Annotated in this window: 15 protein-coding genes; 12 read left to right on the forward strand and 3 right to left on the reverse strand. The window is 71.8% G+C overall.

Translation table 11 applies throughout. The features are described from left to right. Window positions 1-10: 10 nt before the first annotated feature. Both IE316_RS03105 and IE316_RS03110 read right to left on the reverse strand, forming a co-directional pair. Entirely contained in the window at window positions 11-1,168 is a 1,158-nt protein-coding gene (locus IE316_RS03105; protein WP_190202512.1) for an acyl-CoA dehydrogenase family protein, read from the reverse strand. Between the two features lie 166 nt (window positions 1,169-1,334). After that, entirely contained in the window at window positions 1,335-1,922 is a 588-nt protein-coding gene (locus IE316_RS03110; RefSeq protein ID WP_190202513.1) for an SACE_7040 family transcriptional regulator, read from the reverse strand. 83 nt (window positions 1,923-2,005) lie between these two features. On the opposite strand from IE316_RS03110, the gene IE316_RS03115 reads away from it, so the two are divergent. From IE316_RS03115 to IE316_RS03165, 11 genes are all read left to right on the forward strand, one after another. Further along, window positions 2,006-3,622 (forward strand): carboxyl transferase domain-containing protein, encoded by a 1,617-nt coding sequence (locus IE316_RS03115; protein ID WP_190202514.1) that lies wholly within the window; start codon window positions 2,006-2,008, stop codon window positions 3,620-3,622. 14 nt (window positions 3,623-3,636) lie between these two features. Next, window positions 3,637-5,715, forward strand: a complete 2,079-nt coding sequence (locus IE316_RS03120) for an ATP-binding protein (protein ID WP_229910164.1) — start codon at window positions 3,637-3,639, stop codon at window positions 5,713-5,715. Next, window positions 5,712-6,644, forward strand: coding sequence for a hydroxymethylglutaryl-CoA lyase (locus tag IE316_RS03125; protein WP_190202515.1), 933 nt, complete (start codon window positions 5,712-5,714; stop codon window positions 6,642-6,644). Before IE316_RS03120 ends, IE316_RS03125 begins: the two co-directional genes overlap by 4 nt. 4 nt (window positions 6,645-6,648) lie before the next feature. Beyond that, window positions 6,649-7,809 (forward strand): acyl-CoA dehydrogenase family protein, encoded by a 1,161-nt coding sequence (locus tag IE316_RS03130; RefSeq protein ID WP_190202516.1) that lies wholly within the window; start codon window positions 6,649-6,651, stop codon window positions 7,807-7,809. A 126-nt stretch (window positions 7,810-7,935) separates the two neighbouring features. After that, window positions 7,936-8,979, forward strand: coding sequence for an ABC transporter substrate-binding protein (locus IE316_RS03135; protein ID WP_190202517.1), 1,044 nt, complete (start codon window positions 7,936-7,938; stop codon window positions 8,977-8,979). A 61-nt stretch (window positions 8,980-9,040) separates the two neighbouring features. Further along, window positions 9,041-9,898: a siderophore-interacting protein gene (locus tag IE316_RS03140; RefSeq protein ID WP_190202518.1), complete on the forward strand. Its 858-nt coding sequence runs from the start codon at window positions 9,041-9,043 to the stop codon at window positions 9,896-9,898. A gap of 152 nt (window positions 9,899-10,050) precedes the next feature. Further along, the gene (gene desA / locus IE316_RS03145; protein WP_190202519.1) at window positions 10,051-11,493 is read left to right on the forward strand and encodes a lysine decarboxylase DesA; all 1,443 of its coding nucleotides are present in this window, start codon (window positions 10,051-10,053) and stop codon (window positions 11,491-11,493) included. Continuing rightward, entirely contained in the window at window positions 11,477-12,751 is a 1,275-nt protein-coding gene (locus IE316_RS03150; RefSeq protein ID WP_190202520.1) for a lysine N(6)-hydroxylase/L-ornithine N(5)-oxygenase family protein, read from the forward strand. Before desA ends, IE316_RS03150 begins: the two co-directional genes overlap by 17 nt. Continuing rightward, window positions 12,748-13,278 (forward strand): GNAT family N-acetyltransferase, encoded by a 531-nt coding sequence (locus IE316_RS03155; RefSeq protein WP_190202521.1) that lies wholly within the window; start codon window positions 12,748-12,750, stop codon window positions 13,276-13,278. Before IE316_RS03150 ends, IE316_RS03155 begins: the two co-directional genes overlap by 4 nt. Beyond that, window positions 13,275-15,044 carry an IucA/IucC family protein gene (locus IE316_RS03160; protein ID WP_190202522.1) on the forward strand — a complete coding sequence of 590 codons (1,770 nt, stop codon included), beginning with the start codon at window positions 13,275-13,277 and terminating at the stop codon, window positions 15,042-15,044. The genes IE316_RS03155 and IE316_RS03160 overlap by 4 nt, the downstream gene beginning before the upstream one ends. 29 nt (window positions 15,045-15,073) lie before the next feature. Then, on the forward strand, window positions 15,074-15,964 hold the full coding sequence (locus IE316_RS03165) for a DUF4429 domain-containing protein (protein WP_190202523.1): 891 nt from the start codon (window positions 15,074-15,076) through the stop codon (window positions 15,962-15,964). A gap of 12 nt (window positions 15,965-15,976) precedes the next feature. Here the strand turns inward: IE316_RS03165 and IE316_RS03170 are convergent, their stop codons facing one another. Next, a complete protein-coding gene (locus tag IE316_RS03170) occupies window positions 15,977-17,536 on the reverse strand; it encodes a purple acid phosphatase family protein (protein WP_190202524.1) in 1,560 nt (519 codons plus the stop codon). Window positions 17,537-17,701: 165 nt separating this feature from the next. Here IE316_RS03170 and IE316_RS03175 point away from each other — a divergent pair, with 165 nt between their 5' ends. Beyond that, entirely contained in the window at window positions 17,702-17,959 is a 258-nt protein-coding gene (locus IE316_RS03175) for a hypothetical protein (RefSeq protein ID WP_190202525.1), read from the forward strand. Window position 17,960: the final 1 nt, after the last annotated feature.

Below are 17,960 nucleotides of genomic sequence, written 5' to 3' on the forward strand. Positions count from 1 at the left end.
CGCGGGCCGCTTACAGGCCCATGTTCTTCGCGATGATCATCTTCATGACCTCGCTGGTGCCGCCGTAGATGCGGTTGACGCGGTTGTCGGCGTACAGGCGGGCGATCGGGTACTCGTTCATGTAGCCGTAGCCGCCGTGCAACTGCAGGCAGCGGTCGATGACCCGGTGGGCGACCTCGGTGCAGAACAGCTTGGCGCTGGCGGCCTCGGCGGCGGTCAGCTCCCCGGCGTCCAGGGCTTCGAGGGCGCGGTCGGCGACGGCCTCGGCGGCGTCCACCTCGGCCTGGCAGGCGGCCAGCTCGAACTTGGTGTTCTGGAAGCTGGCGACGGGCTTGCCGAAGACGGTGCGGTCCTGCACGTACTGCTGGGCGAACCGGACGGCGGCCTTGGCCTGCGCGTAGGCGCCGAAGGCGATGCCCCAGCGCTCGGAGGGCAGGTTGGCGCCGAGGTAGGAGAAGCCCTTGTTCTCCTCGCCGAGCAGGTCCTCGGCGGGCACCTTGACGTCGACGAAGGCCAGCTCGGCGGTGTCGGAGGTGCGCAGGCCGAGCTTGTCGAGCTTGCGGCCGACCGAGTAGCCCTCGGACTTGGTGTCCACGGCGAACAGCGAGATGCCGTAGCGGCGGTCCTCGGCGGTGGGCGGGGCGGTGCGGGCGCAGACGATGACGCGGTCGGCGTGCACGCCGCCGGTGATGAAGGTCTTGGCGCCGTTGAGGACGTAGTGGGTGCCGTCCTCGGAGAGCTTGGCGGTGGACTTCATGCCCGCGAGGTCGGAGCCGGTGCCCGGCTCGGTCATCGCGATCGCCCACATCTCCTCGGCGGAGACGAACTTGGGCAGGAAGCGCTTCTTCTGCTCCTCGGTGGCGAGCATCTTGATGTACGGCAGGGCGAGCAGCACGTGCACGCCGGAGCCGCCGAAGGTGACGCCCGCGCGGGCGGTCTCCTCGTACTGGATCGCCTCGAACTTGTGCGACTCCAGGCCGGCGCCGCCGTACTCCTCGGGCACGTTGATGCCGAAGAGGCCCAGTTCGGCGAGCTTGTAGTAGAACTCGCGGGGCACGATGCCCTCGGTGAACCACTTGTCGTACTCCGGTACGACCTCGGCCTCGATGAAGGCGCGCAGGGTCTCCCGGAACGCCTCGTGATCCTCGTTGAACACCGTACGGCGCACGGGCGCCCACCTCCACGGGTACGTATCTAAGCGCTTGCTCAGACCAACGGTACCGGCGGGTAGGGACGCGAGTCCAGAGAGGGCACCCAGTAACGTCCATCACGCGGGGCGTCCGTCAGGGGCGCGGGGAACTGCGCGCCCAGCCCCATACGCCCCGCACCCGCCCTCAGCCGGCACCCCCCACCGCGTCGAACGCCCCCCGCGCCATCCGGTGCAGCAGCCCCGCCGTCGCCGCCCGCGAGGGCCGCCCCAGGTGCGGCGTCGAGTTCAGCAGCCCGAACACCGCGTGCACCGCCGACCGCGCGGCGGGCTCGCCGACCGCCGGGTACACCTCGCGCACCACGCCCACCCACAGCTCCACGTACTGCCGCTGCAACTGCCGCACCAGCTTGCGGTCGCTGTCCCGGAGGCGGTCCAGCTCCCGGTCGTGCAGGGTGATGAGCGGACGGTCGTCGAGCGCGAAGTCGATGTGCCCCTCGATCAGCGAGTCGAGGACCGCCCCGGGGGCCTCGCCGTCCGCCTCCGCCAGACGCCGCTTCGCCCCCCTCAGGAGCTGACCGCTGATGCCGACCAGCAGTTCGGCGAGCATCGCGTCCTTGCCGGCGAAGTGCCGGTACAGACCAGGACCGCTGATGCCGACGGCCGCCCCTATCTCGTCCACGCCCACGCCGTGGAAGCCGCGCTCGGCGAAGAGCCGGGCCGCCTCCTTGAGGATCTGCTCGCGGCGGGTGGGGGCGTCGGTTCTGGTGGCCATGGGAACGATTCTAGACAGGACGGTTAGCGGTCGTTAACCTGAGGGACACATGCGTTAACGCTCATTAACAAGGGGAGCGCCAGATGCACGAGGCACCGGAGCTGACCAGCGCGGCCGACCCCGCGTCGGCGGCCTTTCGGGCCAACGAGGAGGCGCACCGCGCCCTCGTGGAGGAGCTGCGCGGCAAGCTCGCCGCGGCCCGGCTCGGCGGCGGCGAGCGGGCCAGGGCCCGGCACACCGCGCGCGGCAAGCTGCTCCCGCGCGAGCGGGTGGACCGGCTGCTCGACCCGGGCTCGCCGTTCCTGGAGCTGGCCCCGCTGGCGGCGGACGGGATGTACGACGGGCAGGCCCCGGCCGCCGGGGTGATCGCCGGGATCGGCCGGGTCAGCGGCCGGGAGTGCGTGATCGTCGCCAACGACGCCACCGTCAAGGGCGGCACGTACTACCCGATGACCGTGAAGAAGCACCTGCGCGCGCAGGAGGTGGCCCTGGAGAACCGGCTGCCGTGCCTGTACCTGGTGGACTCGGGCGGGGCGTTCCTGCCGATGCAGGACGAGGTCTTCCCCGACCGGGAGCACTTCGGGCGGATCTTCTACAACCAGGCCCGGATGTCCGGCGCGGGCATCCCGCAGATCGCCGCGGTGCTGGGCTCCTGCACGGCGGGCGGGGCGTACGTGCCGGCGATGAGCGACGAGGCGGTCATCGTGCGCGGCCAGGGCACGATCTTCCTGGGCGGCCCGCCGCTGGTGAAGGCGGCCACCGGCGAGGTGGTGACCGCCGAGGAGCTGGGCGGCGGCGAGGTCCACGCACGCGTGTCGGGCGTCACCGACCACCTCGCCGAGGACGACGCGCACGCGCTGCGGATCGTGCGGACCATCGTCGACACCCTCCCGGCGCGCGGCACCCCGCCCTGGGAGGTGCGGCCCAGCGTCGAGCCCAAGGTGGACCCGTACGGGCTGTACGGCGCGGTGCCGGCCGACCCGCGCACCCCCTACGACGTCCGGGAGATCGTCGCCCGGGTGGTGGACGGCTCCCGGTTCGCCGAGTTCAAGGCCGAGTTCGGGCAGACCCTGGTCACCGGCTTCGCCCGGATCCACGGCCACCCGGTCGGCATCGTCGCCAACAACGGCATCCTGTTCTCGGAGTCCGCCCAGAAGGGCGCCCACTTCATCGAGCTGTGCGACCAGCGCGGCATCCCCCTGGTCTTCCTGCAGAACATCTCGGGGTTCATGGTCGGCAAGGACTACGAGGCGGGCGGCATCGCCAAGCACGGCGCCAAGATGGTCACCGCGGTGGCCTGCACCCGCGTGCCGAAGCTGACGGTGGTCGTCGGCGGGTCGTACGGGGCGGGGAACTACTCGATGTGCGGGCGGGCCTACTCCCCCCGGTTCCTGTGGATGTGGCCGAACGCCAAGATCTCCGTGATGGGCGGCGAGCAGGCCGCGTCGGTGCTGGCCACGGTCAAGCGGGACCAGATGGAGGCGCGCGGCGAGCAGTGGCCGGCCGAGGCGGAGGAAGCCTTCAAGGCCCCGGTCCGCGCCCAGTACGAGCGCCAGGGCAACGCCTACTACGCCACCGCCCGGCTCTGGGACGACGGCGTCATCGACCCGCTTCAGACCCGGCAAGTGCTGGGCCTGGCCCTGACCGCGTGCGCCCACGCGCCGCTGGGCGAGCCCCAGTTCGGCGTCTTCCGGATGTGAGGGGGATACCCGAGATGTTCGACACCGTGCTCGTGGCCAACCGGGGCGAGATCGCCGTCCGCGTCATCCGGACGCTGCGGACGATGGGCATCCGCTCGGTGGCCGTCTTCTCCGACGCCGACGCCGACGCCCGGCACGTCCGGGAGGCCGACACCGCGGTGCGGATCGGCCCGGCGCCGGCCGCGCAGAGCTATCTGTCGGTGGAGCGGCTGCTGGACGCCGCCGCGCGGACCGGCGCCCGGGCGGTGCACCCGGGGTACGGATTCCTCGCGGAGAACGCCGGGTTCGCGCGGGCCTGCGAGGCGGCGGGGCTGGTCTTCATCGGACCGCCGGCCGACGCCATCGCCCTGATGGGCGACAAGATCCGCGCCAAGGAGACGGTGGCGGCGGCCGGGGTGCCGGTGGTGCCCGGCGGCCGCGACCCCGGCCTCGCCGAGGCGGCCCGCGCGCTGGGCGCGCCGGTGCTGCTGAAGCCGTCGGCGGGCGGCGGCGGCAAGGGCATGCGGCTGGTGCGGGACCTGGGCGTGCTGGACGAGGAGATCGCCGCCGCCCGCCGCGAGGCCCGCGCCTCCTTCGGCGACGACACCCTGCTGGTCGAGCGGTGGATCGACCGGCCCCGGCACATCGAGATCCAGGTGCTGGCCGACGGCCACGGCCAGGTGGTGCACCTGGGCGAGCGGGAGTGCTCGCTGCAGCGCCGGCACCAGAAGGTGGTCGAGGAGGCGCCCAGCGTGCTCCTGGACGAGGCGACCCGGGCGGCGATGGGCGAGGCGGCCGTGCAGGCGGCCCGGTCCTGCGGCTACCGGGGCGCGGGCACGGTGGAGTTCATCGTCCCCGGCGACGACCCGTCGGCGTACTGCTTCATGGAGATGAACACCCGCCTCCAGGTCGAGCACCCGGTGACCGAACTGGTCACCGGCCTGGACCTGGTGGAGTGGCAGATCCGGGTGGCGGCGGGCGAGAGGCTGGGCTTCACCCAGGAGGAGGTCCGGCTCACCGGGCACGCGGTCGAGGCCCGGCTGTGCGCCGAGGACCCGGCCCGCGGCTTCCTGCCGTCCGGCGGCACCGTGCTGAGGCTGCGCGAACCGGCGGGCGACGGTGTGCGCACCGACTCCGGGCTCAGCGAGGGCACCGAGGTGGGCAGCCTGTACGACCCGATGCTGTCCAAGGTGATCGCCTACGGCCCGGACCGGGAGACGGCCCTGCGCAGGCTGCGCGCGGCCCTCGCGGAGACGGTGACGCTGGGCGTGCCGACCAACGCCGGGTTCCTGCGCAGGCTGCTGGCGCACCCGGCGGTGGTGGCGGGCGAGCTGGACACCGGCCTGGTGGAGCGCGAGGTCGACGCCCTGGTCGGCAGCGGCGTGCCGGAGGAGGTGTACGAGGCGGCGGCGGCCGTCCGGCTGGACGCGCTGACCCCGAAGGGCGACGGCTGGACCGACCCGTTCGCGGTGCCCAGCGGCTGGCGGCTGGGCGGCGAGCCCCGGCCGGTCGCCTTCCCCCTGCGGGTGACCGAACCGGTGGAGTACACCCCGCGCGGCACCCACACCGTCACCGAGGACACCGTGACCGTCACCCTGGACGGCGTCCGGCACACCTTCCACCGGGCCGGCGACTGGCTGGGCCGGGACGGCGACGCCTGGCTGGTGCGCGACCACGACCCGGTCGCCGCCTCCCTCACCCGCGCCGCGCACGCGGGCGCCGACTCGCTGACCGCGCCCATGCCCGGCACGGTGACGGTGGTCAAGGTCACCGTCGGCGACCAGGTGGCCGCCGGGCAGAGCCTGCTGGTCGTGGAGGCGATGAAGATGGAACACGTCATCTCCGCCCCGCACGCCGGCACCGTCACCGAACTGGACGTCACCCCCGGCACGTCCGTCGCCATGGACCAGGTACTGGCCGTCATCGCCCCGGACGAGACCCCTGCCGCCCCGGAGGGGACCGCCACCGCCGCGGAAGGCGCCGCCACCGCCCCGGAGGAGCCCGCCATCACCCCGGAGGGCGCCGCCACCACCCCGGAGGAGCCCGCCACCACCCCGGAGGGCGCCGCCACCACCCCCGAGGAGCCCGCCACCACCCCGGAGGGACCCGCATGACCCTGCCCATGGAGGTCCCGGCCGCCGGTCTGCCCGCCCGGGTCCGCATCCACGAGGTCGGCCCCCGCGACGGGCTGCAGAACGAGAAGGCGACCGTCCCGACGGCCGTGAAGGCCGAGTTCGTCCGGCGGCTCGCCGAGGCGGGCCTGACCACCGTCGAGGCGACCAGCTTCGTGCACCCCCGGTGGGTGCCCCAACTGGCCGACGCCGAGGAGCTGTTCCCCCAGGTCGCCGCGTTGCCGGTGGACCTGCCGGTGCTGGTGCCCAACGAGCGCGGGCTGGACCGCGCCCTCGCCCTCGGCGCCCGCCGGGTGGCCGTCTTCGCCAGCGCCACCGAGTCCTTCGCCAAGGCCAACCTCAACCGCACGGTGGACGAGGCGCTCGCCATGTTCGCCCCGGTGGTGGCCCGCGCCAAGGCGGCCGGCGTCCATGTCCGCGGCTATCTGTCGATGTGCTTCGGCGACCCCTGGGAGGGCGCGGTCCCCCTCCCCCAGGTCGTCCGGGTCTGCCGCGCCCTGCTCGACCTGGGCTGCGACGAACTGAGCCTGGGCGACACCATCGGCGTGGCCACCCCCGGCCATGTCACCGCCCTGATCGACGCCCTGACCGCCGAGGGCGTCCCCGTCGACGTACTCGGCGTGCACTTCCACGACACCTACGGGCAGGCCCTCGCCAACACCCTGGCCGCCCTCCAGCGCGGCGTCAGCACCGTCGACGCCTCCGCCGGCGGCCTCGGCGGCTGCCCGTACGCCAAGTCCGCCACCGGCAACCTCGCCACCGAGGACCTCGTGTGGATGCTGCGCGGACTCGGCATCGACACCGGTGTCGACCTCGGCCGTCTCGTCGCCACCAGCGAGTGGATGGCCGCGCACCTGGGCCGGCCCAGCCCGTCCCGCACCGTACGAGCCCTCTCCCACCAGGAGCCGTGACGCCATGGACCACCGACTCTCCCCCGAGCTGGAAGAACTGCGCCGCACCGTCGAGGAGTTCGCCCACGACGTGGTGGCGCCCAAGATCGGCGACTTCTACGAGCGGCACGAGTTCCCGTACGAGATCGTCCGGGAGATGGGCCGCATGGGCCTGTTCGGGCTGCCGTTCCCCGAGGAGTACGGCGGGATGGGCGGCGACTACCTGGCGCTGGGCATCGCGCTGGAGGAGCTGGCCCGGGTGGACTCCTCGGTGGCGATCACCCTGGAGGCGGGCGTCTCGCTGGGCGCGATGCCGATCCACCTGTTCGGCACCGAGGAGCAGAAGCGGACCTGGCTGCCCAGGCTCTGCTCCGGCGAGATCCTGGGCGCCTTCGGGCTGACCGAGCCGGACGGCGGCTCGGACGCGGGCGCGACCCGGACGACGGCCCGCCGGGACGAGACGACCGGCGAGTGGGTGATCAACGGCACCAAGTGCTTCATCACCAACTCCGGCACCGACATCACCGGCCTGGTCACGGTCACCGCGGTCACCGGCCGCAAACCGGACGGCGCGCCGCTGATCTCGGCGATCCTGGTGCCGTCGGGCACGCCCGGTTTCACCGTCGCCGCGCCCTACTCCAAGGTCGGGTGGAACGCCTCGGACACCCGGGAGCTGTCCTTCGCCGACGTGCGGGTGCCCGCCGCCAACCTGCTGGGCACGGAGGGCCGCGGCTACGCCCAGTTCCTGCGCATCCTCGACGAAGGCCGCGTCGCCATCGCCGCGCTGGCGACCGGCCTGGCGCAGGGCTGTGTGGACGAGTCGGTGAAGTACGCCAAGGAGCGGCACGCCTTCGGCCGGCCCATCGGCGCCAACCAGGCGATCCAGTTCAAGGTCGCCGACATGGAGATGAAGGCGCACACCGCGCGGCTGGCGTGGCGGGACGCGGCCTCGAAGCTGGTGGCGGGCGAGCCGTTCAAGAAGGAGGCGGCGCTGGCCAAGCTGTACTCCTCCACGGTGGCCGTGGACAACGCCCGGGACGCCACCCAGATCCACGGCGGCTACGGCTTCATGAACGAGTACCCGGTGGCCCGGATGTGGCGGGACGCCAAGATCCTGGAGATCGGCGAGGGCACCAGCGAGGTGCAGCGGATGCTGATCGCCCGGGAGCTGGGCCTGGTGAGCTGAGACCGGGGGCGGGCGCCCGGAGGTGACGAACCCGGTACGGGCCCTCTGGACAAGATCTGAGGTTAGGCTAACCTACGTTCGAATTGTCCAGCGGACGCTCCGCCCCGTTCGAAAGCAGTCACCACCATGCCCAACGCCCGGTCTTCCCACCTCACCCGTCGCGGAATCCTCGCGGCCGGCGGCGCCCTCGGTCTCGGTGCCGTGCTCGCGGCCTGCGGGGACGACGAGAAAAGCGGTGACTCGGCCGAGGGCACCGCCGCGAAGAAGTCCGGCCCCTGGTCGTTCAAGGACGACCGGGGCACCACCGTGAAGCTGGACCAGGTCCCCACCAACATCGTCGCCTTCACCGGCGTCGCCGCCGCCCTCTACGACTACGGCATCCAGGTCAAGGGCGTCTTCGGGCCGACCACCACCAAGGACGGCAAGCCCGATGTCCAGGCCGGCGACATGGACGTCAGCAAGGTGACGGTCCTCGGCAACGCCTGGGGCCAGCTCAACGTCGAGAAGTACGCCGCCCTCGCCCCCCAGGTGCTGATCACCACCACCTTCGACGACGCGGGCACCCTGTGGTCGGTCCCGGAGGACTCCAAGGACAAGATCGCCAAGCTGGCGCCGAGCGTCGCCGTCTCCGTCTTCGACCGCCAGCTCACCCAGCCGCTGGAGCGGATGTGGGAGCTGGCCGAGTCGCTCGGCGCGGACATGAAGGCGGACAAGGCCGTCCAGGCGAAGAAGGCGTTCCAGGACGCCGCCGCACGGCTGCGCAAGGCCGCCAAGGCCCGGCCCGAAATCAAGGTGCTGGCCGGCTCCGCGAGCGCCGAGCTGTTCTACGTCTCCGGCACCAACCTCTCCGTCGACCTGGAGTACTTCAAGGCCCTCGGGGTGAACTTCGTCGAGCCCTCGGAGGCGGCCAAGAAGGCCACCGGCGGCTGGTTCGAGTCGCTGAGCTGGGAGAACGTCGACAAGTACCCGGCCGACGTGATCATCATGGACGACCGCTCCTCCACCATCCAGCCCGCCGACATCACCGAGGGCACCTGGAAGAAGCTGCCCGCCGTCAAGGCCGGCCAGGTCATCGCCCGCTCCCCCGAGCCGATCCTGTCCTACGACAAGTGCACGCCGCTGCTCACCAACCTCGCCGAGGCCATCGAGAACGCCAAGAAGGTGAGCTGACCGCTCCCGTCCGGCTCACCCCCCGTCCCGCCAGGCCCGTACTCCCTCCCGGAAGGCCCGCATGACGACCGCCGTAGCCGCCCCGTTCCGCTTCTTCTCCCTCCAGGTCTCGCGGACGCGGCGGCTCGGCCCGTCCCTGGCCCGGGTCACCTTCACCGGCCCCGACCTGCACGCCTTCCACTCCGACGGGCACGACCAGTCGCTGTCGCTGTTCCTGCCGCACCCCGGCCAGGACGAGCCCCGGGTCCCCCTCGAACTGGGCGACGGCTGGTGGCAGGGGTGGCGGGAACTCCCGGACGACGTACGGGCGGTGATGCGCTCGTACACCCTGCGGGCGCTGCGCCGCGACGCGCGGGGGCGCACGGCCGAGATCGACGTCGACTTCGTGCTGCACGGCATCGGGGCCGGTGCCGCGGGCGCGGCGGGCCCCGCCTCCCGCTGGGCGGCCGGCGCCGCGCCGGGCGACCGGGTGCTGCTGCTCGGCCCGGCGGTCGCCGACAACCGGGCGATCCGCTTCCGGCCGCCCGGGGACACCGACCTGGTGGTGATCTGGGGCGACGAGACCGCCGTACCGGCCGCCTGCGCGATCGTCGAGGCCCTGCCGCCCGGTCTGCGCGCCCGGGTCTGGCTGGAGGTCCCGCACGCCGGCGACGTACCGCCGCTGCGGGCGCCGGCGGACGCCGAGGTGACCTGGCTGGCCCGCGAGGAGGGGGCGCCGGGGTCCTCGCTCGACGCCGTGCGCGCCGCCCAACTGCCGTCCGCCGAGCGCCCGTACGTGTGGCTCGCGGGCGAGTCGGGGTGCGTGAAGGAGCTGCGCCGGCACTTCACCGGGGAGCGCGGGGTGGACCGGCGGCGGGTCACCTTCACCGGGTACTGGCGGCGCGGTCTGACGGAGGAGCAGCTCCGGGAGGAGGGCTGACCCGTATGTCCGGTACGGGCGGAGTGCGAGTGACGGTCGTCACGCGTGGGTCGCGTTTCGCCAGGGTTAATTAGGTTAGGCTTACCTAAGTCGAAGCCGGGCTCCGCCCTCGTCCGTTCCCCGCGGACCGTCCCCACCGGAGGAACCTCCCCATGCGCTCGCACCTGCTCAACGACACCACCGCGGAGCACTACCGCCGCTCCGTGACCGAAGGGGTCGAGCGGGTGGCCGCCAAACTCGCCGCCACCGACCGTCCGTTCACCGGCGTCACGGTCGACGCCCTCGCCCCCCGCATCACCGCGATCGACCTGGACGAGCCGCTGCACGACACCACCGCGGCCCTGGACGAACTGGAGGAGGTCTACCTCCGCGACGCGGTCTACTTCCACCACCCCCGCTACCTCGCCCACCTCAACTGCCCCGTGGTCATCCCGGCGGTGCTGGGCGAGGCCGTGCTCTCCGCCGTCAACTCCTCCCTGGACACCTGGGACCAGTCGGCCGGCGGCACCCTCATCGAGCGCAAGCTCATCGACTGGACCGCCGCCCGGATCGGCCTCGGCCCGGCCGCCGACGGGGTGTTCACCTCCGGCGGCACCCAGTCCAACCTCCAGGCGCTGCTGCTGGCCCGCGAGGAGGCCAAGACCGACGACCTGGCGAAACTGCGGATCTTCGCCTCCGAGGTCAGCCACTTCAGCGTGCAGAAGTCCGCGAAACTGCTCGGCCTCGGCCCCGGCGCCGTGGTCACCGTCCCCGTCGACCAGGACAAGCGGATGCGGACCGTCGCCCTCGCCCGCGCACTGGAGCGCTGCCGGCAGGACGGCCTGGTTCCCATGGCCGTCGTCGCCACCGCCGGCACCACCGACTTCGGTTCCATCGACCCGCTGCCGGAGATCGCGGAGCTGTGCGAGCAGTTCGACACCTGGCTGCACGTCGACGCCGCCTACGGCTGCGGACTGCTGGCCTCCCTGAAGTACCGGGACCGGATCACCGGCATCGAGCGGGCCGACTCGGTCACCGTCGACTACCACAAGTCCTTCTTCCAGCCGGTCAGTTCCTCCGCCGTGCTGGTCCGCGACGCCGCCACCCTGCGGCACGCCACCTACCACGCCGAGTACCTCAACCCGCGCCGGATGGTGCAGGAACGTATCCCCAACCAGGTGGACAAGTCCCTCCAGACCACCCGCCGCTTCGACGCGCTGAAGCTGTGGATGACCCTGCGCGTGATGGGCGCCGACGGCATCGGACAGCTCTTCGACGAGGTGTGCGACCTGGCCGCCGAGGGCTGGAGGCTGCTCGCCGCCGACCCCCGCTTCGACGTGGTCGTCGCGCCCAGCCTGTCCACCCTGGTCTTCCGCTACATCCCGGCGGCCGTCACCGACCCCGCCGAGATCGACCGCGCCAACCTCTACGCCCGCAAGGCCCTGTTCGCCTCCGGCGACGCCGTGGTCGCGGGCACCAAGGTGGCCGGCCGCCACTACCTGAAGTTCACCCTGCTCAACCCCGAGACCACGACGGCCGACATCACGGCCGTCCTCGACCTGATCGCCGGCCACGCCGAGCAGTACCTGGGAGACTCCCTTGACCGCGCTTCCTGAAGCCGCCACGCCGTACGACTTCGTGGGGATCGGCCTCGGCCCCTTCAACCTCGGCCTGGCCTGCCTCACCGAGCCCATCGCCGAACTGAACGGCGTCTTCCTGGAGTCCAAGCCCGACTTCGAGTGGCACGCCGGGATGTTCCTGGAGGGCGCCCACCTCCAGACCCCGTTCATGTCCGACCTGGTCACGCTGGCCGATCCGACCTCCCCGTACTCCTTCCTCAACTACCTGAAGGAGAAGGGGCGGCTGTACTCGTTCTACATCCGCGAGAACTTCTACCCGCTGCGCGTGGAGTACGACGACTACTGCCGCTGGGCGGCCGGCAAACTCAGCAGCATCCGCTTCTCCACCACGGTCACGGACGTGACGTACGAGAACGAGCTGTACGTGGTGCGCACCACCGGCGGCGACACCTACCGCGCCCGCCACCTGGTCCTGGGCACCGGCACCCCGCCGTACCTGCCCGAGCCCTGCCGGGGCCTGGCCGGCGACTTCATCCACAACTCCCGCTACCTCCAGCACAAGGCGGAGCTGCAGCGGAAGAAGACGATCACGCTGGTCGGCAGCGGGCAGTCCGCCGCCGAGATCTACCTCGACCTGCTCGGCGAGATCGACACCCACGGCTACCGGCTGAACTGGGTCACCCGCTCCCCGCGGTTCTTCCCGCTGGAGTACACCAAGCTCACCCTGGAGATGACCTCCCCGGAGTACATCGACTACTACCACGCGCTGCCCGAGGAGACCCGCTACCGGCTCACCGCCGAGCAGAAGGGCCTGTTCAAGGGGATCGACGGCGATCTGATCAACGAGATCTTCGACCTGCTCTACCAGAAGAGCGTGGCCGGCCCGGTCCCCACCCGGCTGCTCACCAACTCCGCGCTCACCACCGCCCGGTACGCCGACGGCACGTACACCCTCGGCTTCCGGCAGGAGGAGCAGGGCAAGGACTTCACGATCGAGTCCGACGGCCTGATCCTGGCCACCGGCTACCGCTACACCGAGCCGGAGTTCCTCAAGCCCGTCCGGGACCGGCTGCGCTACGACTCGCGGGGCAACTTCGACGTGGCCCGCAACTACGCCGTGGACGTCACCGGCCGGGGGGTGTTCCTGCAGAACGCCGGCGTGCACACGCACAGCATCACCAGCCCCGACCTGGGCATGGGCGCGTACCGCAACAGCACCATCATCCGGGAGCTGCTCGGCACCGAGTACTACCCGGTCGAGAAGACCATCGCGTTCCAGGAGTTCTCCGTATGACGTTCACGTTCCGTCCCGTCGACCCGCTGCGGGACGCCGAGCTGCTGCACGCCTGGGTCACCCACCCCAAGGCGGCGTTCTGGATGATGCAGGGCGCCAGGCTGGAGGAGGTCGAGCGGGCCTACATGGAGATCGCCGCCGACGAGCACCACCACGCGCTGCTCGGGCTGAAGGACGGCGAGCCCGCCTTCCTGATGGAGAAGTACGACCCGGCCCACCGCGAACTGGTCGGCCTGTACGAGCCCGAACCCGGGGACATCGGCATGCACTTCCTCACCCCGCCCACCGACACGCCCGTGCACGGCTTCACCCGGGCCGTGATCACCGCGGTGATGGAGCACCTTTTCGCGGACCCGGCGGTGCGCCGCGTCGTCGTCGAGCCGGACGTCGCCAACAAGGCCGTGCACGCGCTGAACGAGGCCGTCGGCTTCGTACCCGCGCGGGAGATCCAGAAGCCGGAGAAGAAGGCGCTGCTCAGCTTCTGCACCCGGGAGCGGTTCCGCGCCGCGACGGGGGTGGCCGCATGAGCCTCGCCGACGCCGTGGCCCACCTCTCCCCCGAGCGCTGGGCCGAGGCCAACCGCCTGCTGATCCGCAAGGCGCTCGCCGAGTTCACCCATGAGCGCCTCCTCGCCCCCGAGCGGGACGGCGAGGCGTACGTGGTGCGCAGCGACGACGGGCTGACCCGCTACCGGTTCACCGCCACCGTCCGCGCCCTGGACCACTGGCAGGTCGACGCCGCCTCCGTCACCCGGCACCGCGACGGCGCCGAACTGCCGCTGGCCGCGCTGGACTTCTTCGTCGAGTTCAAGGACACCCTGGGGCTGAGCGACGAGATCCTCCCGGTCTACCTGGAGGAGATCTCCTCCACCCTCTCCGGCACCTGCTACAAGCTGACCAAGCCGCAGGTCACCGCCGCCGAGCTGGCCCGCGCCGGGTTCCAGCAGATCGAGACCGGCATGACCGAGGGCCACCCCTGCTTCGTCGCCAACAACGGACGGCTGGGCTTCGGCATCCACGAGTACCTCAGCTACGCCCCGGAGACCGCGAGCCCCATCCGGCTGGTCTGGCTGGCCGCGCACCGCTCCCGCGCGGCCTTCACCGCCGGGGCCGGCATCGAGTACGAGAGCTTCATCCGCGGCGAGCTGGGCGCCGAGGCCGTGGACCGCTTCCACGGCATCCTGCGCGAGCAGGGCCTGGACCCGGCCGACTACCTGCTGATCCCGGTCCACCCCTGGCAGTGGTGGAACAAGCTCTCCGTGACCTTCGCCGCCGAGGTCGCCCGGCGCCACCTGGTCTGCCTCGGCGAGGGCGACGACGAGTACCTCGCCCAGCAGTCCATCCGGACCTTCTTCAACACCACCCACCCCGAGAAGCACTACGTCAAGACGGCCCTGTCCGTCCTCAACATGGGTTTCATGCGGGGCCTGTCGGCGGCGTACATGGAGGCCACCCCGGCCATCAACGACTGGCTCGCCCAGCTCGTCGAGAACGACCCCGTGCTCAAGGGCACCGGCCTGACCATCATCCGGGAGCGGGCCGCGGTCGGCTACCGGCACCTGGAGTACGAGCGGGCCACCGACCGCTACTCGCCGTACCGCAAGATGCTGGCGGCGCTGTGGCGGGAGAGCCCGGTGCCCGCGCTGAAGGACGGCGAGTCCCTCGCCACCATGGCCTCGCTGCTGCACACCGACCACGAGGGCACCTCCTTCGCGGGCGCGCTGATCGAGCGGTCGGGGCTGCCCGCGCGGGAGTGGCTGCGGCACTACCTGCGGGCCTACTACACCCCGCTGCTGCACAGCTTCTACGCCTACGACCTGGTCTACATGCCGCACGGCGAGAACGTCATCCTGGTGCTGAAGGACGGTGTGGTGCGGCGGGCGGTCTACAAGGACATCGCCGAGGAGATCGCGGTGATGGACCCCGACGCGGTGCTGCCGCCGCAGGTGTCCCGGATCCGGGTGGAGGTCCCCGAGGACAAGAGGCTGCTGTCGATCTTCACGGACGTCTTCGACTGCTTCTTCCGGTTCCTCGCCGCCGACCTCGCCACCGAGGGCGTCCTGACCGAGGACGACTTCTGGCGCACGGTCGCCGAGGTGACCCGCGAGTACCAGGCGTCGGTGCCGGAGCTGGCGGAGAAGTTCGCCCGGTACGACATCTTCGCGCCCCGGTTCGCGCTGTCCTGCCTCAACCGGCTGCAACTGCGCGACAACCGGCAGATGGTCGACCTCGCCGACCCCTCCGGCGCGCTGCAGTTGGCCGGCGAGCTGAGGAACCCGCTCGCCGGGTTCTGACGGGGTGCGCGCCGGGAGACAATCCGTGCATGGCGGAAATCATCCAGAAGGACGGCACGTGGGCCTTCGACGGCGACGCCCTGCGGCTGACGCCCGGCCGGGACAAGGGCGTCAGCCTGCTCCGCAGGGAACTGGGTGAACTGGTGGTGCCGCTCGGGGCGCTGGCGGGGATCTCCTTCGAGCAGGGCCGGCGGACGGGGCGGCTGAAGCTGCGGCTGCGGGACGGCGCCGACCCGCTGCTGCACGCCACGGGCGGGCGGCTGACCGAGCCGCACGACCCGTACCAGTTGCTCGTGGAGAGCGACCGGTTCGGGGTCGCGGAGTACTTCGTGGAGGAGGTCCGCACCGCGCTGCTGCTCGACCAGGTGCCCTCCGGCCCGGTGGACAGGTATCTGCTGGCGGGGCCGGCCGTGCCGCTGACGGTCTCCGCCGGGGACGCCACGGTCGGCTTCGACGGCGAGCGGGTCCGCCTGGAGTGGAACTGGAAGACGGAGGACGCCAAGGCCGCCGCGGGCCCCCGGGTCCTGGCGCTGGCCGACATAGCGGCCGTGGAGTGGCACCCCTCGGCCGGGCTGGAGAACGGCTACCTGCGGTTCACCGTCCACGGCGCCGGGCCCAAGGCGCCGCCCAAGTACGACCCGCACGCCGTGGACCTGTGGGGCTTCAAGAAGGACCCGCTGATGGCGCTGGTCGCGGCGGCCGTCCTGGCCCGGCTCCCGCACCCCTCCCGGCCCGCCCCCGCCGAGGTGGCCGGGGCCGCCCCGGGCCCGGCGGCCGCGCCGCCCGCCGCGGCCGCCGTCGAGGACGACCACGACGCGCTGCTGCGCCGCCTGCGCGAGCTGGGCGAACTGCACCGCGACGGGGTGCTCACCGACGAGGAGTTCGCCCTCGCCAAGCAGGCGGTGCTCAAACGGATGTGACGCCCCCGCCGCTCACTTCGCCCGGCGGGCCACCGTGAAGTGGTCGACCCGCTCGCCGGTCTCGGCGATGCCCCGCACGGTCAGCGTGGCGAGCCGGCCCCGGGCGGCCGGGGTGACGTCCACCCGCAGGAAGGAGTAGTCGAGGTAGCGCACCCGGGACCAGGCGACGGTCTCGGCCTGCCGGCCGCCCTCGACGCAGAGGAACGAGGACACCGCGTCGTTCTCCTTCTCGTGGCCCTCGTAGCTCTGGTCGGCGCTGAACGCGTACAGGCTCTTGCCGGCCGCGCCCGCCGTGACGTAGACGACGCCGTCGGTCTCGGGGTAGGCGGTGCCGCCGATGGGCAGCTCCTTGGCGACCTCGCCGCCCTTGATGACGTCGGTGCGCTCGTAGACGTGGTTGTGGCCGTTGATGACCAGGTCGACGGTGTACTTCTCGAACAGCGGCACCCACTCCTCGCGCACCCCGCCCTCGGAGGCGTGGGCGGTGGAGGTGCAGTAGGCGCAGTGGTGGAAGAAGACGACGATGAAGTCGATGTCCCGGTCGGCCCGGTACGCCTTCAGCTTCCGCTCCAGCCAGGTCGTCTGGGTGCCGCCGGAGATGCCGAGGTTGGCGGGGATCTCGAAGGAGACGTCGTTGGCGTCCAGGGAGATCACGGCGGTGTTGCCGTGCACGAAGGAGTAGACGCCGGGCAGGTTGTGCCGGTCGGGGCCGTCGGTGGGCAGCTCCCAGCGGGCCTGCTCGCCGCCGTAGCCGTTGGGCGAGTACCACGCCTCCATGTCGTGGTTGCCGTACGCGACCATCCACGGGACCTGCTTGGCGACCGACTCGGTCTGGTACAGGAACTGGTCCCACACCCGGCTGTCGAAGCCGGTGTCGGAGGTCTTGCCCTGCCCGGCCGGGTCGCCGTACGCGATGTCGCCGGCGTGCAGGTGGAAGGCGGGGTTCTGGGCGAGGATCAGGGCGTCGTTGGCCAGGCCGTGGTAGCTGACGCCCTGGTCGCCGAAGGCGGTGAAGGTGAACGGCTCGGCCTTGGCGGGGGCGGTGGTGAAGGTGCCCAGGGTGCCGGCCAGGTGCGGCTCGGCCGGGTCGAAGCCGGTGTGGCCGACGCCGTAGTAGTAGGTCCGGCCGGGCTTGAGGCGGCTGAGCCTGGCGTGCACGTAGTACTGGGTGTGGTCGCCGCTGGCGCCGACCCCGGCCGGGGTGTGCAGGGCGCGGACCTCGGCGTCGATCTTCCGGGAGAGGTCCCAGGGGTGGGCGCCGATCCGGATGAACGGCTTCCTGACGGCGACCGGGACCTGCCAGGAGACGGTCATCTCGGTGCGCGGGTCGTCGCCGTAGGCGAGGTGCCGGCCGAAGGGGGCGACCAGGGCGCCGTCGACCGTCTCGGTGGCCGGGCGTCCGGCCGGCGTGGCGGCGCGGGCCACGGCACCCGGCACGAACGCGCCACCGGCGACGGCGCCCAGGGTGACCGCGCCGCCCCGGATCATCGTGCGCCGGGAGAACCGGGACCGCAGGTACTCGTGCTGCTCGGCCATGCTCATGCGCTCGGCCAGCTTCTCGGGAACGCCCATACGAGGAATGTCCATGGCGTCTGAAACTCGTCCCCTCGGGCAACGAAACCCCGGCCGGAGGGTGGACAGCGCACAAACAGCCGCTCATGAGAGTTCCAACAGCCTCCTGCCCGAAATCGGGCAGGTTTCTTGCGAAACCCCGTCCGGTGATCCAGGATCTAGCGGGTGCACGACGAACTCGTTGATCATCTGACGCGGTCCACCCCCCTCAGCCGGGGCGAGGCGCTGCGCGTGATCCAGGACGTGCTCGCCTACTTCGACGAGACGACCGAGGAGTACGTCCGTCGCCGCCACCGCGAACTCCAGGCCCAGGGCCTGGTGAACGCGACGATCTTCGAGCGGATCGGGGCGGACCTGAAATACCGGGCGGTGGCACCGCCGGAGCTGTCGCTGCGCCAGTTGCGCCGCATCGTCTACGGCTGAG

The organism is Streptomyces fumanus, assembly GCF_014655295.1.
In the GTDB taxonomy this organism is placed as follows: domain Bacteria; phylum Actinomycetota; class Actinomycetes; order Streptomycetales; family Streptomycetaceae; genus Streptomyces; species Streptomyces fumanus.